This is a genomic window from Aquimarina algicola (assembly GCF_006443095.1).
Classification (GTDB): domain Bacteria; phylum Bacteroidota; class Bacteroidia; order Flavobacteriales; family Flavobacteriaceae; genus Aquimarina; species Aquimarina algicola.
This window is the reverse complement of record NZ_VFWZ01000002.1, coordinates 902,108-919,065: the sequence shown is the minus strand read 5'-3', so window position 1 is coordinate 919,065 and position 16,958 is coordinate 902,108. Positions and strand designations below refer to the sequence as shown.

The window sequence follows — 16,958 nt, the reverse complement described above, 5'->3', positions numbered from 1 at the left end:
TTTACAAAAAAGAAAGAAATATATGAAAGTGAAAACAATTTTGGTCTCGCAACCAGAGCCTAAAGTGGAAAATTCACCTTATTTTGATTTAGAAGAAAAGGAGAAAGTGAAAATTGACTTTGTTCCCTTCATTCATGTAGAGGGTGTTGATGCTAAAGAAGTTCGATTACAAAAAATAGATTTATCTCAGTTTACTGCGATCATTCTTACTAGTCGTAACTCTGTTGATCACTTCTTTAGAATTGCAGAAGAAATGCGCTTTAAAGTGCCTGATACGCTTAAGTATTTTTGTCAAAGTGAAGCTGTAGCTTATTATTTACAAAAATATGTAGTGTATAGAAAAAGAAAGATTTATGTAGGGAAACGTACTTTTCAAGAATTGTCTCCAATGATTAAGAAGTATAAAAACGAAAAATTCTTACTGCCTTCTTCTGATAAACTAAAACCAGAAATTCCTTCTACCTTAGATAGTCTTAAAGTAGATTGGAAACAAGGTACTTTTTACAAAACTGTAGTAAGCGATCTATCTGATCTAAGAGATGTTTTTTATGATGTGTTGGTTTTCTTTAGTCCTTCGGGAATACAATCTTTATTTGAGAATTTTCCGGATTTCAAACAAAATAATACCCGTATCGCTGTTTTTGGTAATTCTACGGTAAGAGCAGCAGAAGAGCATGGACTCGTAGTTAATATTCAAGCGCCAACTCCGGAGACACCTTCTATGACGATGGCATTGCAGAAATATATTAAAGAAGTTAATAAAAAATAGAAAGCGTTTTTAGAGTATCATCTTTTTAATATTCACTTTCCTTTTATTCGTATACAAAAAATCCTGATATCAATTGATATCAGGATTTTTTTGTAATAAGGTCATTATGTTAAAAAGAATAACGTTGTGGACCTCCACGACGAATTTCCTCATTTGCGTAAGACTCAAACTTTTTGAAGTTTTCTCTAAATGCATTAGTTAATTTAAATGCTGTTTTATAATATGCTTCATCATCATTCCATGTAGTTCTTGGACTCAATACACTACTAGGTACGCCAGGACATTCTCTTGGCTGTGCTACTCCAAATACAGAGTGGATGTGGTATTTGTCATAAGAATATAATCCTAAATCTCCATTTAGTACCGCTTGTATCATTGCACGAGTATATTCTAGTTTCATTCTGGTACCTACGCCATAAGCACCACCAGTCCATCCTGTGTTGACTAACCATACATTTACATTAGCATCATTCATTTTCTTAATTAACATTTCTGCATATTTAGCAGGATGCAATGGCATAAATGGAGCTCCAAAACATGCAGAAAACGAAGGTTGTGGTTCTACAACTCCTGCTTCTGTACCTGCTACTTTTGCTGTATATCCCGATATAAAATGATATGCTGCCTGACTAGGTGTTAATTTAGAGATAGGTGGTATAACTCCAAAAGCATCCGCTGTCAAAAAGAAGATATTTTTTGGGTTTGTTCCTATGGATGGCCTTTGTATATTTTCAATAAAGTCGATAGGATAGCTAACTCTTGTATTTTGAGTAATTGAAGTATCTGCAAAATCTACAGTACCATCATTACTAAGAATCACATTTTCTAAGATAGCTCCTTTTTTAATGGCTCCATAAATCTCAGGCTCTTTTTCTTTTGATAGATCAATTACTTTTGCATAGCAACCGCCTTCAAAATTAAATATGGTATCTTCTTTGGTCCAACCATGTTCATCATCACCTATTAATTTTCGGTTTGGATCTGTCGATAATGTTGTTTTTCCTGTGCCTGATAAACCAAAAAATATAGCAGTGTCTCCATCTTTTCCTACGTTGGCAGAACAATGCATTGGTAAACAATTACGCTCAACAGGCAAAATAAAGTTTAGAGCAGAAAAGATTCCTTTTTTGATTTCACCGGTATACCCTGTACCTCCTATCAGAGCTATCTTTCTAGTGAAATTAAGGATAGCAAAGTTATGTTGACGTGTACCGTCTACTTCTGCTTCAGCTTTGAACCCCGGAGCATTGATAACAGTCCATTCTGGTTCAAAATCTTTTAATTCCTCTTGTGTTGGTCTTAAGAACATATTGTAAGCAAACATATTAGACCAGGGATATTCATTGATAACTCTTAGGTTGAGTCTGTATTCTTCATCGGCACATGCATAACTATCTCTAACAAAAATCTCTTTTCCGGATAGGTAACTCGTAACTTTATCATATAAAGCGTCGAATGCATCTGCTTCGAAAGGAATGTTGATATCCCCCCACCATATTTTGTCTTCGGTTATTTTATCTTTTACAATAAAACGATCCATTGGTGAGCGCCCTGTAAATTCGCCCGTATTTACAGCTAATACTCCAGATGCGGTTAATTTGCCCTGTTCTTTTTTTAAAGTCTCTTCCTGAAGTTCATCAGAAGACAATTGATAACGCATTGTAGCATCCTCAATACCGTAATGCTTTAACGAAAACGTTTTCGTAGTTGGATACAGTGATTCCATAAAAATATGTTGTGTTTGTTATGTACGTACAAAACTATAAATAATAATTACACTAACCTTTAAAAAAATCATTTAATCTTAATAAGAGATAAAATAAAAAGTATCCAGCCAAAAATTAACAAAAAACCTCCTAAAGGCGTAATAAATGCTATACTTGATAATGAAATTCCTAAAATCTCATCAACCACAAGAAGGTATATTGAACCTGAAAATAGGACAATACCAGAAATAAAAAAATAAAAAATGCGCTTTTTGGCTTTTTGATCTAGAACAGCTAGGCTACCTAAAATGATACATACGATAGCATGATACATTTGATATCGTACTCCTGTAGTAAACGAATCAATGCTTTTTGCGTCTACAAATTTTTGCAGACCGTGAGCGCCAAAAGCACCAAGAAGTACTGCAATTAAACCACAAAAAGCACCCGTAATCAAAATTGTCTTGTTTGTAGAAGTTTTTGTCATAATTGATTAAAATTATCTATGGAAATTGACATCTGGACACTTTTTTAACAAAAATAGACTAATCCATAAAAATTGAAGTATTTACTTCTAAGGTATTTATTACTTTAGTGCCAAAGTTATAATATTAAACCTAGAAAATTAGTTACATAATCCTTAAATGATTTAACTTAATTTTTCTGTATCTAATTAGGTATGGATTTCATTTTACAAAAGACAGGATTGATACATGTGTGATTAATTAAATTATTTATAAACTACCTAATTGATATGCGAAAAATCTTAATTATCGGAGCGGGTAAATCTACTTCTGTTTTAGTTAATTATTTTCAAAATAAATCAATTGCAGAGCAATTGCATATAACTATTGCTGATGTAAATATAGCTCATGCGACAAAATTGGCGGGAGGACATCCTAACACTTCTGCGATTACTTTGGATGTTTTCAACCAAAAGAATAGAGAAGATGCGATTCAAAGAGCAGATATTGTTGTATCCATGCTTCCGGCAAGGTTTCATATAGAAGTGGCAAAAGATTGCCTTAAATTCAATAAAAGTTTGGTTACGGCTTCTTATGTTAGTCCCGAAATGCAGGCGCTTCATGAGGATGTAAAAAATAAAGGACTCATTTTTATGAATGAAATCGGAGTCGACCCTGGGATAGATCATATGAGTGCTATGCAGGTGATTGATCGAATTCGAAATCAGGGCGGAAAAGTTATTTTATTTGAGTCTTTTACAGGAGGTTTAGTCGCTCCAGAGAGTGATGATAATTTATGGAACTATAAATTTACGTGGAATCCCAGAAATGTTGTGGTTGCAGGACAAGGAGGAGCTGCAGAATTTCTACAAGAGGGAACTTATAAATATATCCCTTATCATAAATTATTTAGAAGAACAGAGTTTCTCGAAGTTGAAGGATATGGTCGCTTTGAAGCATATGCAAATCGTAATTCTTTAAAATATCAAAAGATTTATGGGCTAAATGATATTTTAACGTTATATCGAGGTACAATACGAAGAGTAGGATTCTCTAGAGCGTGGAACACCTTTGTACAATTAGGAATGACTGCTGACGATTATGTGATTACCAATTCAGAACATATGAGTTACCGGGATTTTATAAACTCTTTTTTGGCATATTCACCAACAGATTCTGTAGAATTAAAACTACGTCACTATCTCAAGATTGATCAGGATGATATTATGTGGGATAAATTAATTGAATTAGATTTATTTAACCCTGATAAAAAAGTAGGGATACCTAATGCGACTCCCGCTCAAATTCTTCAAAAGATTTTGACAGATAAATGGACACTTGAGGACAAAGACAAGGATATGCTTGTAATGTATCATAAATTTGGATATGAATTTGAAGGTAAGCGTAAGCAAATTGATTCGACAATGGTAAGCATTGGTGAAGACCAAACGTATACGGCAATGGCAAAAACTGTTGGATTACCAGTGGCGATGGCAACTTTAAAAATCTTAAATAAACAAATAACAACAACGGGAGTTCAAATCCCTATTCACGAGGAGATTTATACACCTATACTTAAAGAATTAGAAGAATATGGTGTTGAGTTTCATGAAAAAGAATGTGAGTACCTAGGGTATAATCCGGATGGCGTAAAAGGGTAATATTTTTTATGGTTGATTAAAGTTTCGATTTTTAATAAAATACAATAGAAAAGTTAAAAATGATATGTTTTTAATCTTTTTTTGTGTCGTATTTTTACATTATTGAATATATTAGTCAATAATTGTAAGTTATAAATAATGAAAATTCAGAATAGTGAATTAAAAATAGATGGTATTGACAAAGAGATTTTGCGTAACCTTATGGAAGATGCCAGAAAGCCTATTTTAGAAATTGCAAGAAAAATTGGTATATCTGGAGCTGCAATTCATCAACGACTTCGTAAACTTGAAGCTTCTGGTCTTATAGCGGGATCCAAATTTATTATAGATCCTAAAGTTTTGGGGTATAAAACAATGGCATTTGTAGGGGTTTATCTGGATAAAGCTGTTAGCAATCCAAAGGCAGTGAGTCAACTCAAAAAAATTCCTGAAGTTATAGAGTGTCATTATACAACCGGTAACTGGTCAGTTTTTATTAAAGTTTTGTGTACAGATAATGAACATTTAATGAATGTGCTGAATAAAAATATTCAAGCTATCGATGGGGTTTCTAGAACGGAAACATTCATATCTCTTGATCAACAGATAGATAGGCAAATAAAAATTTAGATATATATTCAAAAAATATAAAGCTACCTAAAAAAACATTAGAACAAGAAAATTGTCAAAATGAGTTTCAGGCAGCCTTATTATCATCTATTCAGAATCTATGCTATTTTCTCTTATTGATAAATAAGATTTACAGCACCTATGTCTCTTGAGCTAAGACCATTTCGTTGTACATTAAAGGTGCTTCCATCTTTTCTTACAATAGTAGGCTGACCATTTCTTGAGAAAAAGAAAGAGCCATACATCATTATAGAACCAAGGTCAAAAGAAGTTGTTCTAACACTAGATGAAGATTGCTTGTTAAAGTTACCTTCTCTTCCGGGAGTTATGTTTTGAAAGTTGATCGTAACAAAATTATCTCTACTAGGGTGAGATTGCTCATGGTACATTCCAACGGCGTGTCCTATTTCATGTATCGTATTACCGGTAGAGCAGCCGCCTCCTACAGAGATGATTTGTCTTCCACCTATTTTTCCGATATAGGAATAGCAACCACCATCATCTGTAAAATAAACGTAATCTCTTTGATTTGTTCTTTGCACAAATCTAATTTTAGTTCTTTGTTCCCAATGACGAATCGCATCAAACACCCTATTCTTGTTTGGTAATCTGCTATCTACAGTATAAGGAACGACATAGGTGTTACCTGACCTATTCCATCTTCTACTAGAGCGATTAGAGATGGTACCTTTTTGATAATTGTTTGTTTCATCTACCTGTTCAGGTAGTAAAATCATGTCGCCAATTACCAATTTACCATCTACTTCTCTAAACTCTGTTTCTGTGCCAAAGAAATTTTTAGAAATGATATTCTCGGTAAGGTTTAGTGGGTATGCTTCAGCTGCCGTATTAGATTTTGTTTCTTGTTCTTGGATAGCTTCTTGTTCTGTATCAGAAGAAGAATCATTTTCGCAACTGGTAAACATAAGCACAGAAAGTGCCACAGCCGAAAGGCTTAAAAATTTAATAGATTTCATTGTGTAAAAATTTAAGTTGATTGTGAAATATATAGAAAAGTAACGGTAATTTATTTGAGGATATTGTGTTTTTTTACAAGTTGAAAATATGTAGTCTCTGTTTTACAGAGACTTAACGCAAGTTTGTTACGGCTTTACAATATGTTGAATTTATAGATGGTTTAGAAACAGGAGTTTATAGTAATGCCGAAATAGAAGATTTAAAAATGTTAAATTTTGAATTGATTCGATATAAACAATAAAAAAACAAAGCCTACCAGATCATTATCTTAGCAGGCTTTGTCAACTAACCAATCAATTATTGAAAAAACTTAGCGTTCTGTGTAGCTTGATGCTACACTATTTTTTTGATGTTATATTTTGCCAATTTGTATCAGCTTCCTTTTTTAATTTTTCTGCATCTTCCTTTATCCATTTATTTAGAGTATTTACTCCCCAAGAATTATAAAATAGATATAACTTATCATCTCTAATTTCAAAAGTATTTGGGTTAATATCTACTTTTTCTCCGTTAATTGCAATAGCATAGGCACAAAAACCTCCATATTGCGGAATAAATTTTTCGGGAGCACTCAAAAATACATCTAAATTTTTCTGACTAGAGAACTTATAATTTACATTTTTATAAGTGGTTTTAAATGTATTGCTTCCTTTTACAGCTTTATTATTAAAGTATTCGACTACATCATATCCCTTTACTGCATACCCTCTACTAGTATTAAAATTTGTTTCCTGTGCGGAAGCAGTTTTTAAAAATACAAGACTTAATACAACCAAATACTTTTTCATGATTTAATTTCTGATGCTTTCAATAATTAAGTCGGGAAAAAATATATTCATTACATTTTTAACAAAAAATTAAATGAATAATAATTTACAACATAAAATTAGCTGTTTCAGGATATGGGATTAAAGCACTAATCAGTAGGCTTATACTATCTTTTGCGATTAAAGTGATTGATACCAATGTTGCTGTGACAATAATAGCAGATGCGATATTGTTTTGTTGTATATCTTTGAATTCATTTACGCCTTTTGTGAGTGCAGAAAATAATAAAAACACAGAAGTGTTGATTACTAATGAAAACAGAAAGCCAATAAATAAATATAACGTAGAGTATTGAATGATCTCTACCCAGAGAATTTTATGTTCTTGTGTCATCGATAATCTCACAATGTTCGTAATTGAAGGTATGATTTCACTTAATATGATACCTATAGATAATATTATTCCTGCGGCAAAAATAGAAAAGGCCATATTATCTTCTCTAAGCGATATGTCTTTGAAGAAGACACGTTGCAGAATTTTGAAAGAGATAAAAAGTATGATAACAGAAATAATGATTGCAAGAGCAATTTCTATAAAAGCGAGGGTTAATAATTTTGTTTGCATGTTTTAAGTATTAGTTAGTACGATGAACCAATGGTTGATATTACCAAAACTATTTGGCAATGCGCCCAAAGTAAAATGTTTGTTAGTGGTCTCCCAAACGTAGTATCGTTTACCATTTAATGTTTTAAAAGCACCTTTTGCCGGGATGTTTAATCCCAAAATAGAATGTGCGTAATAATCGCTGTTTAAAATCGCAACATCATAACCAAAATGACTTAAAATGGCATAAATAATAACGGTTCTGGTATCACAATCTCCTTTAAGATTACCCATAAAACCAACCGGATTTTGTACTCCATAAGGGATATTTCCTATACAACAGTCAGGGCATTTTTCAAGAATTGACCTTATAGATTCTTCGTAATTTGCAGGGGTTTTACATTCATCCATAAATACAAAAGAATAAGGAATATCCTGGATAAAAGTAACCACCATTTCTGCAAATTCTAACTGATTCAGTTTTTGGGTGCTTTTTATAGATTCAAATTCATTCAGAATCAGATCCATTCTGGGTGTGTCTGATGCTGCAAGGTACTTATATAGGTTTCCCCAATCCCAGGCTTGATTTTTGGGTTTAGGGATATAATTCGCATATTCTTTTTTGGAGAATACATAATCTTTTTCTCGTATAGAAAAACTACCCTTATATGGATTACCATAGTTGTCTTTCCATTTTCGGTCTTGCTTTAAGATTACGATTGAATCCCCATTTTCATAAAACTTTTCTTTGTAAATATGCTCTGATACATCATCGGTTGTTGTTGGAAATGTTTGAATTGTTGTAAAAACATATCGTATTCCTGTTAGAAAAGTTATCAGTAATAGACTATAGATAACGAACCGCCATTTAGAAAAAAAAGAAGCTGTTTTTTTGAATCGCCCTATATACCAGGAAAGCGAAAGTAATAATAATGTAAATAAGTAAAATAAAGAAATAGGTACAAACGCCTGTAGAAAGCTACCGGCTATTATGGATATAAATAGTATTGAAGGATAAGAAAGGTAATTTGATTTTGATTCCCCCATAATTATAATGCCATTAGATTACATCCTCTAATATCACTGTGATCAAATCTACCTAAGATTTCAAAAGTGCCATTAGCATATACTTTTCCTAAATCTTGTGTTGCGATAAATGAGCATGAATTTATATTTGCCAAATCAATAATATTAACTCCTCCCGTTTTGTTATGCTCCAAAAGCGTTAAGGCATCTTCAGGATTTCTGATCATGACCTTCATCCAGGGAGGGCAAGTGAAAATTCCATCACCTTTTGAGTATGCCTGAGATAATAGCTCTGTCATGCCATATTCACTATGGATATGTGATAATCCAAACCCTTTTTGCAGTATTTTGTGCAATTCATCTCTTATAATTTCTTTTTTACGACCCTTCATCCCACCTGTTTCCATTACAATTACATTTTTTGGTAATTTTAGATTGTACTGCTCTACAAGGTCTAAAAGCGCAAAAGAAACACCAAGAAGGAGAACCTTTTTATTTTCTGTTTCTAATTTTTGTATCGTTTCGACTAGTTTTTTGGTGTCGTATAAATAAAAACCACTTTCGGGATGATTGCTATCTTTAATTAAGTGTTCTGTCATATATACCAAAGAAGACCCATCTCGTTCTAGATAAGAAGGGAGTAAGGCTAACACTACATACTCTTTGATATCTCCATAAAAAAAGTCAAACCCTTTTTTGAAGCTTTTTTCATAGATAGAGATATCATTTACGAAATGTTTACTTGTGATACTACCTGTAGTGCCGCTACTAGTAAAGATTTTTTGAATCAGAGATTGTGAGCTTACAATCTTTTCTTGCTTAAAAAATTGAATAGGCAAAAAAGGAATGTCTTCTATGCTGCAAATTGTATTTCTTGTAACTCCAAGAAGGTTACAAAATCGTTGATAGATGCTATTATTATTGTATTGGTGATTGAAAATACGCAATGCGATTCGTTCAAAATCCTCTTTGTTTTGAATAGAAAAAATAGCGTCAGATAGCATAGTGTTGTTCAACAGCTTTTGAAGAACAAAGGTATAAAAAAGGTATTCTTTATTTCGGTTTTAAAAGTTTTTATCAAGAATTATTTAAGAGCAATACGAAGTAAAGTTGGTTAATTAGTCTATAATAAGTTTTAGAGTAGCTTTGGTATCGCCTTCGGTTACATTGATTACATAAACACCAGGATTGAGATGGCTGATGTCTAATTCTTTGCCAATTAGTACTTTAAACAAAACTTTTTCGCCCAATACAGTGTATATCGTAACAGTTTTTGTAAGTTCTAGATCAGAAGTAACATATAGGACACTCCCGGCAGGTGCAGGATTAGGAAAAAGGCGTAAGCCTTCTATTTTGACGCTTTTAGCTTCTTGTTTTTCTTCAGGATCGTTCGGTTGTGCTTGGATCCCTGGGGAGAAGGATAAACATACTAAACCGATACATATAATAAGCAGGTAGATTTTCTTCATATTCTATATCTTTTATTTTGGGATTCGAAAGATACAATTTTATTATTATTTTTTTTACTAAAGTAGGCACTCTTTTCCGAGAATCTACAAAATTATAATAGTTCTGCAATTAAGTTATGGTTTTTACTTAATTTTAACTTTGAAAATCAAAAATATTATTCCATATTTGCGCCATTATGGAACTGTAAAGCATTATAAGCACTTTTGATAAGTGTTTCTTCTCGACCTAATTTAAGACAAACACTCTCTTTTTTGTCTGCATAGTTATTTTTTCAACTTCATAATTTTTACAGTAATGAACCAATATAAAAGCGCTTTACACCGTATATTCACTTATTTTAAAACCGCTATAACAGGACAAGAGCAAGAATTCACTTCAGGAAGCATTCGCAAAGCTATATTTATGCTGTCTGTACCCATGGTATTAGAAATGATGATGGAATCTGTTTTTTTTCTCGTAGATGCCTACTTCGTTTCTAGTCTAGGAGCCAATGCTATTGCTACCGTTGGGCTTACAGAATCTGTATTAACTCTCGTATATGCCGTAGCAATTGGTTTAAGTATGGGCGTGACTGCAATTGTTGCTCGTAGAGTAGGAGAGCAAGATATAACAGGAGCTTCGCAGGCTGCAATACAATCAATATTATTAGGTATTGTCCTGGCACTGGGTATTAGTGCTATTGGGATATTATTTCCTAAAGAAATTTTGAGTATGATGGGCGCAGAGGCAGACCTTATAGAGAGTGGTTATCGTTATACTCAAGTATTGCTGGGGGGTAATGTAACGATTATGTTACTATTTTTGATCAATGCCGTTTTTAGGGGAGCAGGAGATGCTTCTGTAGCGATGCGTGTACTTATATTTTCCAATGTACTTAATATCATTTTAGATCCAATATTTATTTTTGGGATAGGTCCAGTTCCTGCCTTTGGAGTAGAAGGAGCTGCTATTGCAACGACTATCGGTAGAGGGAGTGCAGTGATTTTTCAATTACTAATTCTTTTTTATGGATGGAGCAAAATCAAAGTTACACTCAGGGATTTTGTTTTTAGGATTGAGATCATGATGAATCTTATTAAAGTCTCTCTTGGTGGTATAGGTCAATTTATTATAGGAACATCAAGTTGGGTTTTTTTAATGCGGATCATGGCAGAATTTGGTAGTGAAGTCCTGGCAGGATATACCATAGCGATTCGAGTATTGATGTTTACCTTAATGCCAAGCTGGGGAATGAGTAATGCAGCGGCTACTCTTGTTGGTCAAAACCTGGGAGCATCTAAACCGGACCGAGCCGAAAAATCGGTATGGAAAACAGGAAAATACAATGCTTATTTTATGGTAGCGGTCTCCTTATTTTATTTGATTTTTGCAGAATTGATCATACAAATCTTTAGTGAAGAACCTAAGATTATAGAGTATGGTGCTTTAAGTTTACGGGTTATTGCAGCAGGATATGTATTTTATGCCTATGGTATGGTGATTATTCAATCGTTTAATGGTGCAGGAGATACCAGAACACCTACGATTATTAATTTTTTCTGCTTCTGGATTTTTCAATTGCCTTTTGCCTACTTTGCTGCCTTGGTTTTAGATTGGGGGGCAATGGGTGTTTTTTTGGCCATTACGGCTGCAGAAATATTGATCGCCGTTATCGGTATCATCTGGTTTAAAAAAGGAAAATGGAAAGAGGTTAAGGTGTAGTTCCTTAATTGATAGTAGTAAACGACAAAAGCGATATTGATGATCATATCAAGCAAGGAAAATATTTACTTACTGAAATAGTAGATAAATTGATGATGCGGTATCGATTTACAGAAGTAACCTTTTATAATGAATATCAACAATCAAGAACAATAGTTGATGCATAGCATTAAAATAAAAAAACCGTCTCAATATTATTGAGACGGTTTTTTTGGTTTATAAAATTCTAATCTCTTAGATGTTTTTATTGAGCAGCTGTAGTTGCCCAAGCAAAATCAGTAGCTTCGGTTGTTGAAGTGTTATAAGTTGTAGCTTCGTTTGCATCAGCGTTATCTGCTTGTACATTAGCAACAGGAGCACCATCTCTAAAGTCAAATTGAGTGTCGAACCCAGTTAAAGTAAGTCCATTGATAGTACAACCAGAGTCATTTTTAATTTGAATTCCAGTTCCTCCCATAGTTGATACTGCTGTAAAGTTATTTATTGTTGGATTGTTATTTACTCCATCAGCTTCAATCGCAGTAGAAAAATCATCTATAGTTAAGTTAACATATACATTAGAAAGGGTTCCATTCCATCCTTCTGTCCAGTCCACAGAATCGTCCTGTAAATTCTCAGCATAGAAATTTGTTAAGTTTACAGTACCTCCAAAGAATTCAACACCATCATCAGAACCTCCAATAACTGCTACATTTTCAATAGTAGTTCCAGATCCAACACCATATAATGTAAGACCATTAAATTGTGAATTTGGATTGATTTGAGCTCCAGTATTCTTTAGAATAAGATATCTGATAGTACCAGAATTGTCAGCATCATCAGTTCCTCCATATACAAGGCCACCAACTTCTGCGATAGCATTTACTCCTTCAGTAGTTGTAGCATTACCACAAACAAGTAAACCTCCCCATGCATCACCGTCATTTGATTCCATTACTACTGGATTATCCATAGTTCCTTCAATAACAATATCAGCTCCTTTTAATACAGCTATATAATTTGCAGTTCCAGATTCAGATACAATTTTTGTTCCTGCTGGGATTGTTAATGTTGCTTCATTACTAACTAAGACAGGACCATTAACCGTATATTCTACAGAAGCATCTAGAGTTAGATCGCTAGTTATATTTGCTGGAAGTGCATTACCTGAGCTTTCTAAAGCATTAGTTACCCAAGCAAAAAGACTTGCATTTGTTGGAGAAGTTTGGTAAACTTCACTTTCATCTGCATCAGCACTATCAATTTGTAGATTAGATACAGGAGCGTTATCTCTAAAATCAAAAGAAGTATCAAACCCAGTCAAAGTCAAACCATTGATAGTAGCACCAGAATCATTTTTAATTTGAATAGCTGTACCACCTGTAGATGATATTGCAGTAAGGTTCTCAATAGTAGGGTTATTGTTTACTCCGTCTGCTTCTATTATTGTAGAGAATTCAGTTAATGTAGTAGTAATATAAGCAGTTGAAACAGTTCCGTTCCAACCTTCAGTCCAATCTATGTCATCATCTTGATTGTTTTCAAGATATAAGTTTGATACAGAAACAGTTCCACCAAAAAACTCAACACCATCATCTTCACCATTGATTATAGCAACGTTATCAATAGTAGTACCTGATCCAACAGCATATAAAGTTAACCCGTTAAATTGAGAGTTTGTAGTGATTTGAGCACCAGAATCTCTGATGATTAAATAATCAATATTACCAGAACTATCAGTAGCATTAGTTCCACCATAGATAAGACCACCAACTTCTGCTGTTGCATCTACTCCTTCTGTAGTTGGAGCGTCACCACAGATAAGTAACCCACCCCAAGAACCAGCAGTTCCATTAGAACGCATAATTACCGGATTTGCAGCAGTACCTTGAATATCGATATCAGCTCCTTTTAATATAGCTAGATAATTATCAACTCCTTCTTCTGATACAATCTCTGTACCGGCAGGTATAGTAAGCGTTACTCCAGATGCAACAGTTACAGCTCCAGTAATTTTATATTCAGTATTAGCATCCAATGTAAGGTCTTGGTCAATGATACCAGAAAGCTCACTAGAATCTGAACCGTCTGGACCTTGCGAGTTATCATCATCATCACTACAAGATGTGATAGACAATCCTGTAATTAATAAAAGGCTTAATAATTTACTTAACGTTTTCATCTTTGTTGTTAATTTAATTAAAATTTTAAAATTTATAGCTAATGTTCAAAGAAGCTTCTACTCCTGTAGAGTAAGATAGTACGGTGCTATCAAATGAATTTCCAGTTACTACTTCTTGTACAAATTGTTCTCTTTTTATTGTAGGATTCAACAAGTTTCTGGCAGTCAATCCTAAACTCCAATGCTTGTCAATTTCTTTATTGGCAATAAAATCTAATGTAACAAACCCTTTTTCTGTAATTTCACCATTAAAGAAAACATCTGGTTGTTGTTGGTTTCGAGGAGCTCCTAATGCAAAAATCTTATCAGATGCATAGTTGCCGGTAAGTGTAAATTCATAAGGAAATTCATCACCAGAATTAAAAGTTAACGACATATTAGTGATCCAGTCAGATGCTCCTTCCAATCCAATTTCAGTTCTATCACCATATCTAAAGGTTTGTTCAAGAGTTCCATCTGCTCTAAAAACATCTTTAAGGTCTTGTTTGTGGTCTAAATAAGAAACATTACCACTTAAACGTAAGTTTGGATATGACTCTCTTTTCTTTATAATATATACTCGTCCTTCAAGCTCTAAACCTATAATACGCGCTCGATCTCCCGTATTAAAATATGAAAAGATACCTTCTCCTCCTCTTTGTAACCCTCTGTTAATAGGGTCGTTAATTCTTTTGTAAAAAGCACTAAGAGATAATAATTCATCACTTTGTGGAAAAAATTCTACCTTAAAATCTATATTGTAGTTTTCAGATCTTTCAATATCTGGGTTTCCTTGAAATACTTGTCCGACTGGAGAAACATATTGAAAAGGGGCAATTTCTTTGAATTCAGGTAATGTTTGACCTAAGCTTCCTGAAAGACGCAATGCTAGCTTATCATTTACTTCATATTTTAGATTAACATATGGATAAAAGTTATCATAGTTCTTATCTGAATTACCTATTCTCGCCTGACCAGTTTCACGATTAACAAAATTCCCAACATCAAAATTTACATCAATTTCATCTTTTTGATAACGAAGACCAATTTGAGCAGTAAGTTTATTAAACTTTCCTGTAAAATTTGCATACCCTGAATAAGAAAGAAGTTCAGCATCATATATGTCCAACGGTTGAATATTACGTTGTAATGCCCCATTATCAAAGTTTTCTTGAATAAAAATATCTCCTATAGCATCAATTGACTCCGGATTAATAGTTGCATTATTTCCTTTTTCTATCCCAAAGAATTGAGATGAAAAATCTCTTGTCTTATTTCTAAAACTACCCCCTAAGTTTAAAACAAAAATATCGTCTTCTTCGTCTTGTTTTAGAATTAATTCGTCAGATATACGAGCATTGAATTCTTCATCTGTAATTTCTTGTACTGATTTCCTTTGCTGAAATCCACCTGTAAAACCAAGTTCGATTACTCCTTCTTCATTTATATTAGGTGTGCGTGGATTATCATTAAGAATGTTTACTTCATTTCTAATTCTATTAGGCTCATTTGCTACTAAATAATTAAAACCAGCTGCCCATTCTAATTTGTTTTTCTCAGAAATGTTGTGTTCACCAAGAATTTGAGTAGCTGATAATAGAGTGTTTTTTATATTTTGATCTCTTATAAATTGAGAACCTTCATCAATGTTGTCTAATTCTTCAAATATTTCTGTAGTACCATCTCGTCCTGCCTCTAGAGTTTCTTCAAAAACTTTATTAATAACAAAGGTGTTGAATGATAAGTTGTTATTGTCATTGAATTTATATTGACTATGTAGCATTCCTGTAGTGTTGATAGTTCTTAACCAACGTCTTAGATCGTCTTCTGGAACAAAATCTCTTAGGTTTCCTTGATCATATTCTCTAAAAACTCCTTCTCTATATTCATTGTCAACAGATTGTCCCCCACTGAAATAAAGTTTGAGTTTTCTTTCTTCTCCTAGTATACCTCCAATATTAAAACCAAAACCATAATTTACAGGAGTTGAAATTTCTTCGGGGTTCCATGATTGCTCTGTCAAAGCGTTGACAAGATTCCCTGCTTCGTAAGCACGACTGTATATTCCTAATGTAATATCCTCGTTATTTGCAGTGCTTTTAAAATTGTCAAAAATGTCACTATCACTTACATTAGAGTTTACACCACTACTAATACTAAAAGCGATATCTTTACTTTTTGATACCTTTTTTGAGACTATATCAATGTTTCCAGAAGCTAAATCAGCCGAATTCATTGGAGAAAAAGTTTTACTTATCGAAACATTTCCTATAAATCTTGATGGGAATAGTTCTAAATCAATATTTTTTTTATCGATATTATCAGATGGTATTGGTAGTCCATTTAGAGTGGTACTTAAGTAGCGATCACCTAAACCACGTACATATATTTGACCAGAACCTTCTGCCTTAGAAACTCCAGATATTTTTGTGGTTGCAGCAGATGCATTTGAAACTCCAAGTCTAGCTAGTTGTTCTGCTCCGATACTTTCTTTAATTTGTACAGCTTCTTTTTGATCTAACAATAAGGCTTCTTCGCGTTCTCTGTTGGTTACTACTTTGATCACAACTTCATCCAGCGCTGCTGCGGTAGCACCCATCGTAGCATCTACTACAGCTACCTTGTCTGCTTCTACAACTACATTTGGGATTTCTACAGTTTGATATCCTGTAAAACTAAATTCTAAAGTATATGTACCTACAGGTACTCCTGCAATCTCGTATAATCCATCAAAATCAGTCGAGGCTCCTTTAGAGGTTCCTTTTACAATAACATTTGCAAAAGGTAGTGGTTGGTTGTTAGATTCTTTATCTAATAATTTACCGGCAATAGTTCCGGTATCTTGTGCATTAGTAATCCCTATTACTAATAGTGTTAGTGCAATAAAAATTCGCTTCATTATATGGTTTCTAAATCTGGTACAAATAAATACGGTTTTACAGTAAATGATTTTATGTCACTATTATGGTTAGTTTAAGGGATTGTGATTTGAAAGAACTCACTAATACCTTTTTGAGAAGTGAAGTTTTTAGAAAAAAACGTTCCTGTAATACATATTAAAAA

General features: G+C 33.4%; 15 protein-coding genes. 5 read left to right on the top strand and 10 right to left on the bottom strand.

Annotated elements, in window-relative coordinates:
• The first annotated feature begins 22 nt into the window (after positions 1 to 22).
• On the top strand, positions 23 to 769 hold the full coding sequence (locus FHK87_RS08075; protein WP_140592172.1) for a uroporphyrinogen-III synthase: 747 nt from the start codon (positions 23 to 25) through the stop codon (positions 767 to 769).
• 109 nt (positions 770 to 878) lie between these two features.
• Here FHK87_RS08075 and pckA read toward each other — a convergent pair whose 3' ends face one another.
• Together pckA and FHK87_RS08065 are read right to left on the bottom strand one after the other, a co-directional pair.
• Positions 879 to 2,495: a phosphoenolpyruvate carboxykinase (ATP) gene (pckA, locus tag FHK87_RS08070; RefSeq protein ID WP_140592171.1), complete on the bottom strand. Its 1,617-nt coding sequence runs from the start codon at positions 2,493 to 2,495 to the stop codon at positions 879 to 881.
• A gap of 68 nt (positions 2,496 to 2,563) precedes the next feature.
• Entirely contained in the window at positions 2,564 to 2,962 is a 399-nt protein-coding gene (locus FHK87_RS08065) for a DUF423 domain-containing protein (RefSeq protein ID WP_140592170.1), read from the bottom strand.
• A gap of 267 nt (positions 2,963 to 3,229) precedes the next feature.
• Here FHK87_RS08065 and FHK87_RS08060 point away from each other — a divergent pair, with 267 nt between their 5' ends.
• Positions 3,230 to 4,600: a saccharopine dehydrogenase family protein gene (locus tag FHK87_RS08060; protein WP_140592169.1), complete on the top strand. Its 1,371-nt coding sequence runs from the start codon at positions 3,230 to 3,232 to the stop codon at positions 4,598 to 4,600.
• Between the two features lie 138 nt (positions 4,601 to 4,738).
• The gene (locus FHK87_RS08055) at positions 4,739 to 5,209 is read left to right on the top strand and encodes an Lrp/AsnC ligand binding domain-containing protein (RefSeq protein ID WP_140592168.1); all 471 of its coding nucleotides are present in this window, start codon (positions 4,739 to 4,741) and stop codon (positions 5,207 to 5,209) included.
• 113 nt (positions 5,210 to 5,322) lie between these two features.
• Here FHK87_RS08055 and FHK87_RS08050 read toward each other — a convergent pair whose 3' ends face one another.
• The 6 genes from FHK87_RS08050 to FHK87_RS08025 form a co-directional block, all read right to left on the bottom strand.
• Positions 5,323 to 6,186, bottom strand: a complete 864-nt coding sequence (locus FHK87_RS08050; protein WP_140592167.1) for a M12 family metallopeptidase — start codon at positions 6,184 to 6,186, stop codon at positions 5,323 to 5,325.
• 339 nt (positions 6,187 to 6,525) lie between these two features.
• Complete coding sequence (locus tag FHK87_RS08045; RefSeq protein ID WP_140592166.1) at positions 6,526 to 6,975, bottom strand: YHS domain-containing (seleno)protein; 450 nt, start codon at positions 6,973 to 6,975, stop codon at positions 6,526 to 6,528.
• Positions 6,976 to 7,060: 85 nt separating this feature from the next.
• Entirely contained in the window at positions 7,061 to 7,579 is a 519-nt protein-coding gene (locus FHK87_RS08040) for a DUF350 domain-containing protein (RefSeq protein WP_140592165.1), read from the bottom strand.
• Positions 7,580 to 7,582: 3 nt separating this feature from the next.
• Complete coding sequence (locus FHK87_RS08035) at positions 7,583 to 8,605, bottom strand: hypothetical protein (protein ID WP_140592164.1); 1,023 nt, start codon at positions 8,603 to 8,605, stop codon at positions 7,583 to 7,585.
• 2 nt (positions 8,606 to 8,607) lie between these two features.
• A complete protein-coding gene (locus FHK87_RS08030; RefSeq protein ID WP_140592163.1) occupies positions 8,608 to 9,588 on the bottom strand; it encodes a LuxE/PaaK family acyltransferase in 981 nt (326 codons plus the stop codon).
• 114 nt (positions 9,589 to 9,702) lie between these two features.
• A complete protein-coding gene (locus FHK87_RS08025; RefSeq protein WP_140592162.1) occupies positions 9,703 to 10,053 on the bottom strand; it encodes a T9SS type A sorting domain-containing protein in 351 nt (116 codons plus the stop codon).
• Positions 10,054 to 10,348: 295 nt separating this feature from the next.
• Here FHK87_RS08025 and FHK87_RS08020 point away from each other — a divergent pair, with 295 nt between their 5' ends.
• Positions 10,349 to 11,755 (top strand): MATE family efflux transporter, encoded by a 1,407-nt coding sequence (locus FHK87_RS08020; RefSeq protein ID WP_140592161.1) that lies wholly within the window; start codon positions 10,349 to 10,351, stop codon positions 11,753 to 11,755.
• Between the two features lie 8 nt (positions 11,756 to 11,763).
• Positions 11,764 to 11,922 carry a hypothetical protein gene (locus tag FHK87_RS26145; RefSeq protein ID WP_226294147.1) on the top strand — a complete coding sequence of 53 codons (159 nt, stop codon included), beginning with the start codon at positions 11,764 to 11,766 and terminating at the stop codon, positions 11,920 to 11,922.
• A 77-nt stretch (positions 11,923 to 11,999) separates the two neighbouring features.
• Here the strand turns inward: FHK87_RS26145 and FHK87_RS08015 are convergent, their stop codons facing one another.
• Both FHK87_RS08015 and FHK87_RS08010 read right to left on the bottom strand, forming a co-directional pair.
• Complete coding sequence (locus tag FHK87_RS08015; protein ID WP_140592160.1) at positions 12,000 to 13,916, bottom strand: hypothetical protein; 1,917 nt, start codon at positions 13,914 to 13,916, stop codon at positions 12,000 to 12,002.
• Positions 13,917 to 13,941: 25 nt separating this feature from the next.
• Positions 13,942 to 16,794: a TonB-dependent receptor gene (locus tag FHK87_RS08010; protein WP_140592159.1), complete on the bottom strand. Its 2,853-nt coding sequence runs from the start codon at positions 16,792 to 16,794 to the stop codon at positions 13,942 to 13,944.
• Between the last annotated feature and the right edge of the window lie 164 nt (positions 16,795 to 16,958).